At 75.5% G+C, this 8305-nt stretch carries 6 protein-coding genes; 5 read left to right on the top strand and 1 reads right to left on the bottom strand.

Annotation, left to right across the window (positions count from 1 at the left end):
- Both ACYVPE_RS38395 and ACYVPE_RS38390 read left to right on the top strand, forming a co-directional pair.
- The coding region (locus tag ACYVPE_RS38395) for a DUF2867 domain-containing protein (protein WP_461038475.1) at nt 1-616 on the top strand (616 nt) is incomplete at its 5' end.
- Nucleotides 613-1980, top strand: a complete 1368-nt coding sequence (locus tag ACYVPE_RS38390) for a cryptochrome/photolyase family protein (RefSeq protein ID WP_461038474.1) — start codon at nt 613-615, stop codon at nt 1978-1980. The genes ACYVPE_RS38395 and ACYVPE_RS38390, both read left to right, overlap by 4 nt.
- 27 nt (nt 1981-2007) lie before the next feature.
- On the opposite strand, the gene ACYVPE_RS38385 is transcribed toward ACYVPE_RS38390, so the two are convergent.
- Nucleotides 2008-3081: a hypothetical protein gene (locus tag ACYVPE_RS38385; RefSeq protein WP_461038473.1), complete on the bottom strand. Its 1074-nt coding sequence runs from the start codon at nt 3079-3081 to the stop codon at nt 2008-2010.
- Between the two features lie 202 nt (nt 3082-3283).
- On the opposite strand from ACYVPE_RS38385, the gene ACYVPE_RS38380 reads away from it, so the two are divergent.
- The 3 genes from ACYVPE_RS38380 (at nt 3284) to ACYVPE_RS38370 (ending at nt 7716) form a co-directional block, all read left to right on the top strand.
- A complete protein-coding gene (locus tag ACYVPE_RS38380) occupies nt 3284-5500 on the top strand; it encodes a terpene synthase family protein (protein ID WP_461038472.1) in 2217 nt (738 codons plus the stop codon).
- Nucleotides 5501-5646: 146 nt separating this feature from the next.
- Nucleotides 5647-6813: a cytochrome P450 family protein gene (locus ACYVPE_RS38375; RefSeq protein ID WP_461038471.1), complete on the top strand. Its 1167-nt coding sequence runs from the start codon at nt 5647-5649 to the stop codon at nt 6811-6813.
- 36 nt (nt 6814-6849) lie between these two features.
- A complete protein-coding gene (locus ACYVPE_RS38370) occupies nt 6850-7716 on the top strand; it encodes a terpene synthase family protein (protein WP_461038470.1) in 867 nt (288 codons plus the stop codon).
- Nucleotides 7717-8305: the final 589 nt, after the last annotated feature.

Below are 8305 nucleotides of genomic sequence, written 5' to 3'. Positions count from 1 at the left end.
CGGCGCCGCGCTCGCCGCGGCTGCGGGCCCGGGCCGGAGGCCGGCGGAGCGCGCCGCGGGCCCGGCCGACTCGCTGCCCGGCGACCCGGACTGGGCCGGCGTCAGCCGGTACGTCGACGCCCGCGAGCGGATCGTGGACGCCTCGCCCGGGGCGCTCTGGCGGGTGATCGAGGCGATCGGCGGCGACACCGGCTGGTACTCGGCGCCGCCGGCCTGGACGGTGCGCGGCTGGCTCGACCGGCTCTTCGGCGGGGCCGGCGGCCGGCGCGGCCGGCCGCACCCCACGTGCCTGGCGCGCGGCGACGCGGTGGACTTCTGGCGGGTCGACGCGTTGGAGCGCGGCCGGCTGCTCCGACTCCGCGCCGAGTTGCGGCTGCCGGGCGACGCCTGGCTCGAACTCTGGGTGGACCGGGACGAGGAGGGCCGCACCCGGTACCGCCAGCGCGCCCTCTTCCTGCCGCGCGGCCTGCTCGGGCACGCCTACTGGCGGGCCATCTCCCCCTTCCACGCATGGGTGTTCGGCGGCATGGTGCGCACCATCGCGTCCCGGGCCGAGGCAGAATCCGGCGCGGGCCGGCCCCTGTCCTCCCTCCGGCCGGCGCGGGAGCGGATGTGAACGTCTCGGCGAACGTCGCGGTGGCCCTGTTCACCGCGGACCTGCGGGTCCACGACAACCCGGTGCTCCGGGCCGCGTCGGACAGCGCGCCGCGCGTGGTGCCGCTGTTCGTCGTGGACTCGGGGATCCGCGCGGCCGGCTTCGTCTCGCCCAACCGGGCCGCGTTCCTGGCGGACTGCCTCGCCGACCTGGACGGCGCGCTCCGCGCCAGGGGCGGCCGGCTGGTGGTGCGGCACGGCGACGTGGTGGCGGAGACCCGCCGGGTCGCCGCGGAGACGGCGGCCGGCACCGTCCACCTGGCGGCCGGGGTGAGCGGCTACGCGACCGCCAGGGAGCGCCGGCTGCGCGCCGCGCTCGCCGCCGACCGCCGCGAACTGCGCGTCCATGACGCCTCGTTGACCACCCTGCCGGCCGGCGCCGTCGCTCCGGCCGGGCGCGACCACTACGCCGTCTTCACGCCCTATCTGCGCTGCTGGCTGGCCGCCGAGCCGCGCCCGGTGCTGGCCGCGCCGCGCGCGCTCCGGGTGCCGCGGGTCCGCTCCGAGCGGCTGCCCGACGCGGCCCGCCTCGGTGCCACCGGCGAGCGCTCGCCCCGGCTGCCCGCCGGCGGCGAGGACCCGGCGAGGCGCCGGCTGCGCCGCTGGGAGCGCGGCGGGCTCGACGGCTACGCCGACCGCCACGACGACCTGGCCGGCGACGCCACCTCCCGGCTCTCCCCCTACCTGCACTTCGGCTGCCTGTCCGCGACCGAGCTGCGGCACCGCGTCGCGCGCCGCGAGGGGGCGGGCGCCGCGGCCTTCGTCCGGCAGCTGGCCTGGCGGGACTTCCACCACCAGGTGCTGGCCGCCAGGCCCGACGCGGCCTGGCACGACTACCGCCCGCGCGGCGACCGTTGGCGCCGGGACCTGGCCGCCGTCGAGGCGTGGCGCGCCGGCCGCACCGGCTATCCGCTGGTGGACGCGGCGATGCGGCAGCTGCGGGAGGAGGGCTGGATGCACAACCGGGCCCGGCTGCTCGCCGCCAGCTTCCTCACCAAGACCCTGTACGTGGACTGGCGGATCGGCGCCCGGCACTTCCTCGCGCTGCTGGTCGACGGCGACCTGGCCAACAACCAGCTCAACTGGCAGTGGGTGGCCGGCACCGGGACCGACACCCGGCCCAACCGGGTGCTCAACCCCCTGACGCAGGCCCGCAGGTTTGACCCGCGCGGGGAGTACGTGCGGCGCTGGGTGCCGGAGTTGGCCGGTCTTGACGGACCGGCCGCGCACCGGCCTTGGCGGTCGGCTGAGGAGGTGGACTACCTGCCGCCGATCGTCGAACTCACGGCCGCCGCCGAGCGGTTCCGGGCCGCCAGGCGCGGCTGACCTGGCCGACGCGCGCCGGCCGGCCAATCAGTCGCCACCGCCACCGCCACCGCCGTCGCCGCCACCCCCGTCACCGCCGCCGCCGAAGATGCCGCCACCGCCGTCCCCGCGGTCGCCGCCGGTGTCCGCGCCGTCCCCGCCGCCCCAGCCGTCGCCGCGCGCCCCCGGGCCGTTGTCGTCGCGACCGTCACCGAGGCCGGTGAACCACGAGTCGTCCCACTCCATCTCGTCCGGCTCCGGCCGCCGGGAGCCGAACCTGATCGTGCCGGTGTCGTCGCCGAGGCCGAAGCAGACCGCGAAGAAGTGCGCGAGCACCGCGTCCACCGGGAACGACGTGTGGTGCTCGACCCTGGCCAGCGGAAGCACCAACTGCCCACGGCGCTCCCGCCCACCGGGCCGGGTGATCAGCGCCACCGAGCCGCCGTCCCGCAGCAGCCGCGACGCGTTCCAGCTCTCCCGCGCCAACTGCCACTGGCCGAACGACGAGGAGACCGTGACCGAGCGCCGCGACTTCCGCCAGCCGCGTTCGACGGTCAGCGCCGCCGGCTGCTCCCCGACCGTCAACGCGAGGAGCGCCGGCATGTTCTCGTCCCCGGCGACCAGGCCCTGCGGCCCGCGCAGTCGCGCCGTCGGCGCGTCCGCCGCCCAGACGTCGGCCCGCATCAGCCGACGGTCGACCGCCACCGCTATCGGGCCGCCGGCCGGCCCCGGCGCGAGCCTGCGCGCCATCCACAGCGGCACGCCCTCGCGCGCCGCCCGCTCCGCGTGCCCCTGGACGGCCGCTTGGCCGCCCACCTGCCGCACCGCCAACTCGCCGAGCGCGCGGGCGAACTCGGCGGCCCTGCGGACCCGCACCGGCTTGGACGAGCCGGTCACCCGGATCACCGGCACCACCCCGGAGCCGGCACCGAGGTCGGCAAGCAGCACCTCGGTGCCGCCGGCGCCGAGCCACCGCCCGCGCAGGTAGGCGTCGGCCATGGCCGGCAGGTTGAGCTCCGAGAGTGCCATGTGCCGGCCACCGACCCGGAGTTCGGACGCGGTCAGCGTCACCTTCGTCGTCAGCGGATTCCAGGAACCCTCGGAATAGAGCGGTTCGGCCATCACAACCATCGAACAACCCCCGTACGCACGCGTCGAACACGGTTCATGTTGCCAATCAGGACGTCAGGGCGCAGGGGTGCGGTTCACCCACACGTGTGGTTTGACGCCGTGGGTGGGCGGAGCCGGGTCATGCTGGCCGGACCGACCACGCTCGACGACAGGGGTCGGCCCGTGTCCGGCTAGCCCAGGAGATGACCCGAAGGTGGCACAGCCCTTCCGCCTGCCCGACTTCTACTCCCCGTATCCCGCCCGGCTGAGCCCGCACCTCGACGAGGTGCGCGCCCACTCCACCCAGTGGGCGCGCGACATGGGCATGTTGGAGGGATCCGGGATCTGGACAGAAGCCGATCTCGACGCGCACGACTACCCGTTGCTCTGCGCGTACACCCACCCGGACAGCACCGCGTCCGATCTGGCCCTGGTCACCGACTGGTACGTGTGGGTCTTCTTCTTCGACGACCACTTCCTGGAGACCTTCAAGCGCTCCCAGGACCGCGCCGGCGGCAAGGAGTACCTGGACCGGCTGCCCGCCTTCATGCCCATGGACCTCGCGGCCGGCACCCCGGAACCCGTCAACCCGGTGGAGGCCGGCCTCGCCGACCTGTGGGCCCGCACCGTGCCCGCGATGTCGCTGGCCTGGCGGGCCAGGTTCGCCAAGGCCACCGAGCACCTGCTCAACGAGTCGCTGTGGGAGCTGGCCAACATCAACATCGGCCGGATCCCCAACCCCGTCGAGTACATCGAGATGCGCCGCAAGGTCGGCGGCGCCCCCTGGTCGGCCGGCCTGGTCGAGTTCGCCGCGCGGGCCGAGGTGCCGGCCGCGATCGCCGCCGCCCGCCCGCTGACCGTGCTCCGCGACACCTTCGCCGACGCCGTCCACCTGCGGAACGACCTCTTCTCCTACCAGCGGGAGACGGAGGAGGAGGGCGAGTTGAGCAACGGCGTGCTCGCCCTGGAGACCTTCCTCGACTGCACCACCCAGGAGGCCGCCGAGGCCGTCAACGACCTGCTCACCGCGCGGATCCAGCAGTTCGAGCACACCGCGCTCACCGAACTGCCCCCGCTCTGCGCCGAACACGGCCTCACCCCCGACGAGTCGGCCGCCGTCGCGCGGTACGTCAAGGGCCTCCAGGACTGGCAGTCGGGCGGCCACGAGTGGCACCTGCGCTCCAGCCGCTACATGAAGCCGGTGGACGCGCCCGCCGAACGGCTCGGCCTCAGCGGCCCCTTCACGGCGCTGGCCGGCCTCGGCGTCACCACCACCCCGCGCGCCGAGGCCGCCAGGGCCCGCGGCTTCAGCCACGTCCCGCACCGGCGCGTCGGCCCGTCCCTGCTGCCCGACTTCGACATGCCGTACGAGCTGCGGCTCAACCCGCTGCTGCCGGCCGCCCGGCGCGAGGCGATCGCCTACGGCCACCGGGTCGGCCTCTTCACCGACGCCCCCACCGTCTGGACCGAACACAAGCTGGCCGGCTACGACTTCGCGCTCTGCGCCGCCGGCATCAGCCCCGACGTCGGCCAGGAGGAGCTCGACCTGGCCACCGGCTGGCTGGTCTGGGGCACCTACGGCGACGACTACTACCCCGTCGCCTTCGGCCGCGCCAGGAACCTGGCCGGCGCCCGCGCCTGCACGGAACGCCTGATCGCCCTGATGCCGGTGGACGACCCCCACGCGCCGCCGCCCCCGCTGCTGAACGGGCTGGAGCGCGGCCTCGCCGACCTCTGGCCGCGCACCGCGGGCGGCATGACCCCCGCCGCGCGCCGCGCCTTCCGCGCCAGCGTCGTCGACATGATGGAGTCCTGGAGCTGGGAGCTCGTCAACCAGGCGCAGAACCGTATCCCCGAACCGGTCGATTACCTGGAGATGCGCCGCAAGACCTTCGGCGCCGAGCTGACCATGAGTCTGTGCCGACTCCGCCACGACCGCGCGCTGCCCGACGAGGTCTACGAAAGCGGTCCCCTGCGCTCCCTGGAGAACGCGGCCGCCGACTACGGGGCCCTGCTCAACGACGTCTTCTCCTACCAGAAGGAGATCGAGTTCGAGGGCGAGGTCCACAACTGCGTCCTCGTCACCCAGAACTTCTTCGGCTGCGACTACCCGGCCGCGCTGCGCATCGTGGACGACCTGATGCGCGGGCGGATGAGCCAGTTCCAGCACGTCGCCGCCAGCGAACTCCCGGTGCTCTGCGACGACTTCGAGCTGGACGAGGCCGCCCGCGCGGTCGTCGACGGCTATGTGGTGGAGCTCGGCGAGTGGATGGCGGCCGTCCTCAACTGGCACCGCGAGTGCCGCCGCTACCGCGAGGAGGACCTGCTCGCTGACGCCACCCCGACCGGCTTCCTGGCCCCCACCGGGCTCGGCACCTCGGCCGTCCGGCTGGCCGCCGTCGCCCGGCACCGGGCCCTGGCGGCGCACTGACCGGGAGCCGGCCCGCGGCACCAGGCCACCCGCGGGCCGGCCCCCTTCCGGCGGAGAGCGCGCGGCGGGTTCACCCCCTCGGCGTCAGGAGAAAGGTTCCCGCACCCGCTGCTGCATTCCGTAATCGCACATGTACGTTAGGTGGCGTGCACATCGACGAGACCTTCTTCGCGGACCCGCACGGGACGTACGCCCGCCTGCGGGCCAGCCGCTCCGTGCACCGTGTGACCGGCCCGGACGGTTCGGCGGCCTGGCTGGTCACGCGCTACCCGGACGTGCGCGCCGCGCTCCAGGACCCCCGCCTCTCCACCAACGCCGCGAGCAGCCACGGCGGCGACTACCAGGGCCTCCCGCTGCCGCCCGCGCTCCGCAACGACCTGCTCCACCTCGATCCGCCCGACCACACCAGGCTCCGCCGCCTGGTCGCCCCCGCCTTCACCCGCCGCGCCATCGAGCGGCTGCGTCCCGGCGTCCAGGCCCACACGGACACCCTGATCGACGCGGTCTACCCGGCCGGCGAGGCCGACCTGCTCGCCGCGCTCGCGCTGCCGCTGCCGCTCCGCGTCATCTGCGACCTGCTCGGTCTCCCCGCCTCGGCCGGCGCCCAGATCGCCTCCTGGACGGACGCCCTGCTGATCCCCGGCCGCCCCCGCGCCATCCTGGACGCCATGCGGCAGGCCGAGGCCCAACTGCGGGACGTCATCACCCACAAGCGGCGCCACCCGGCCGACGACCTGCTGAGCACCCTGATCGAGGCCCGCGACGCCGACGACCGGCTCACCGAGGACGAGCTCGTCAGCCTCGCCTTCATCCTTCTGGCCGCCGGCCACGACACCACCGCCAGCATGGTGTGCAACGGCATCCTCGCCCTCCTCGACCCCCGGATGCACTGGGAACGCCTGCTGGCCCAGCCGGCGTTGCTGCCCACCGCCGTCGAGGAACTGCTCCGCTTCGACGGCCCGCTGCCGCTGGCCATCCGGCGGTTCGCCACCGCCGACCTCGAACTGGGCGGCGTCCGGATCAGCGCCGGCGACTCGGTGCTCCTCTCGCTCGCCGCGGCCAACCGCGACCCCCATCACTTCCACTGCCCAGACGAGGTCGTCCTCGACCGCGCCCCCAACCCACACCTCTCCTTCGGCCGCGGCACCCACCTCTGCCTGGGCATCCCGCTCGCCAGGCTCCAGGCCGACGTCGTCTTCGCCACGCTGCTCCGCCGCACCCCCAAGATCGAACTGGCCGTGCCCACCAGCGAGTTGACCTGGCGCCCGACCCACCGCACCCGCCGCCTCGAAGCCCTGCCCGTCACGTTCTGACCCACCCACCACCCCCGGACTCTCCCCGTGCACCTGATGCCCATCCCCATGCCCATCCCCGGCCAGCCACTCCACCCCCGCTCTGTCGAGTTGGAGGAGCAGGCGTACGACTGGGCCGCCGGGCACGGCCTCGTCGATGCCGCGGGCCACCGCCGGCTCGCCGCCTCCCGCGTCGTCACCCTGGCCACGAGCTACTACCGCGCCGCGCCCTACCCCGAGATGGCCCTGCTGGCCCGCTGGTACGTCTGGCTGCTCACCGCCGACGACTGGTTCGACCGGCCGGCCGGCACCGCCTGGGCCGACTTCCGACGCGCCCTCGCCGAGGAACTCTGGCCGCCGACCGCCGCGCCCATGTCCCCCGCCTGGCGCCGCCGCTTCGCCCGCCACCTGCGGGACTGCCTCACCGGCTACCACTGGCAGGCCGGCGTCCGCCTCGGCCTGCGCCCGCCGCCCACGCTTGCCCAGTACGTCGCCTGGCGCCGGCTCTCGTTCGGCGCGCTGCCGATCTTCCAGCTGATCCAGCTCGTGGAACGCCGCGAGTTCGCGGCGACCCTGCTCGACGCGGCCCCCGTCCGGGAGTTGACGGCGGCGGCCAGCGACGTGATGGCGTGGACCAACGACGTCCACTCGCTCCCCCGGGACCGCGCGACCGGCGAGCGCGCCAACCTGGTGATCCTGGTCCGCGACCACCACGCCCTGCCGGACGACGCCACCGCCACCGCCACCGTCCAGCGGATGATCGCCGCCCGCACCGACCAACTCGTCACCGTCGGCCGCGAACTCCAGACCCTCGGCCCCGACGCCCACCTCCTCACCACCCGCGTCACCACCGCCGTCCGCGGCGCCTGGGACTGGCACCGCGCCAGCGCGCGCTACCGCGTGGGGGCGGCGACGCCGAGCTGAGCGGCGCGCGGCCCGGCGGCGCCAATCCGGCGCGAAGCGCCGGGGCTTGGCGGCGCGCGGTTCGGCGGCGCGGCCGCCGCCGTAGCCTGCGCCCCCAACCCTGCGCGGAGCGCGGTCCTGCCGCGCCACGGCGGCCAACGGCCCGGCGGCGTAGCCGCCGTGGCCTGCGGCCTCAGTCGCTCGCGCGGAGCGGCGAGGCTTGGCGGCGTGGCCGCCTCACCCGCGCGGGGCGTGGACGGTTCGGCCACTGGGCCGCCGGCTGGTTGGGCCGTGCGCCGGGCCAACGGCCTGGCGGCGTAGCCGTCGTGGCCTGCGGCCTCATTCGCTCGGGCGGAGCGGGGCGTCAATCGGGCGCGGAGCGCCGGGGCTTGGCGGCGCAGCCGCCGCCAGTACCGTGGGCCCCGCCTCACCCGTGCGGAGTGCGGGCGGCCCGCCGGCTGGTCGGGCCGTGCGCCGGGCCAACGGCCTGGCGGCGTAGCCGCCGTGGTCCGCGGCCCTCGGCCCCGCGCGAAGCGCGGCGCCAACCCCGCGCGGAGCGCCGGGCCTTGGCGGCGCAGCCGCCGCGCCCGCCGCCGGGCCGTAGGCCCCC

The sequence above is a fragment of the Streptomyces mayteni genome (genome assembly GCF_054783955.1).
The sequence above is the reverse complement of the archived record's forward strand: the minus strand, read 5'-3'. Positions and strand labels throughout refer to the sequence as shown.

Excerpts from the sequence above, each read along its gene's own strand:
- ACYVPE_RS38385 (WP_461038473.1), bottom strand. The coding sequence starts at position 3,081 with ATGGCCGAACCGCTCTATTCCGAGGGTTCCTGGAATCCGCTGACGACG.
- ACYVPE_RS38370 (WP_461038470.1), top strand. The coding sequence starts at position 6,850 with ATGCCCATCCCCATGCCCATCCCCGGCCAGCCACTCCACCCCCGCTCT.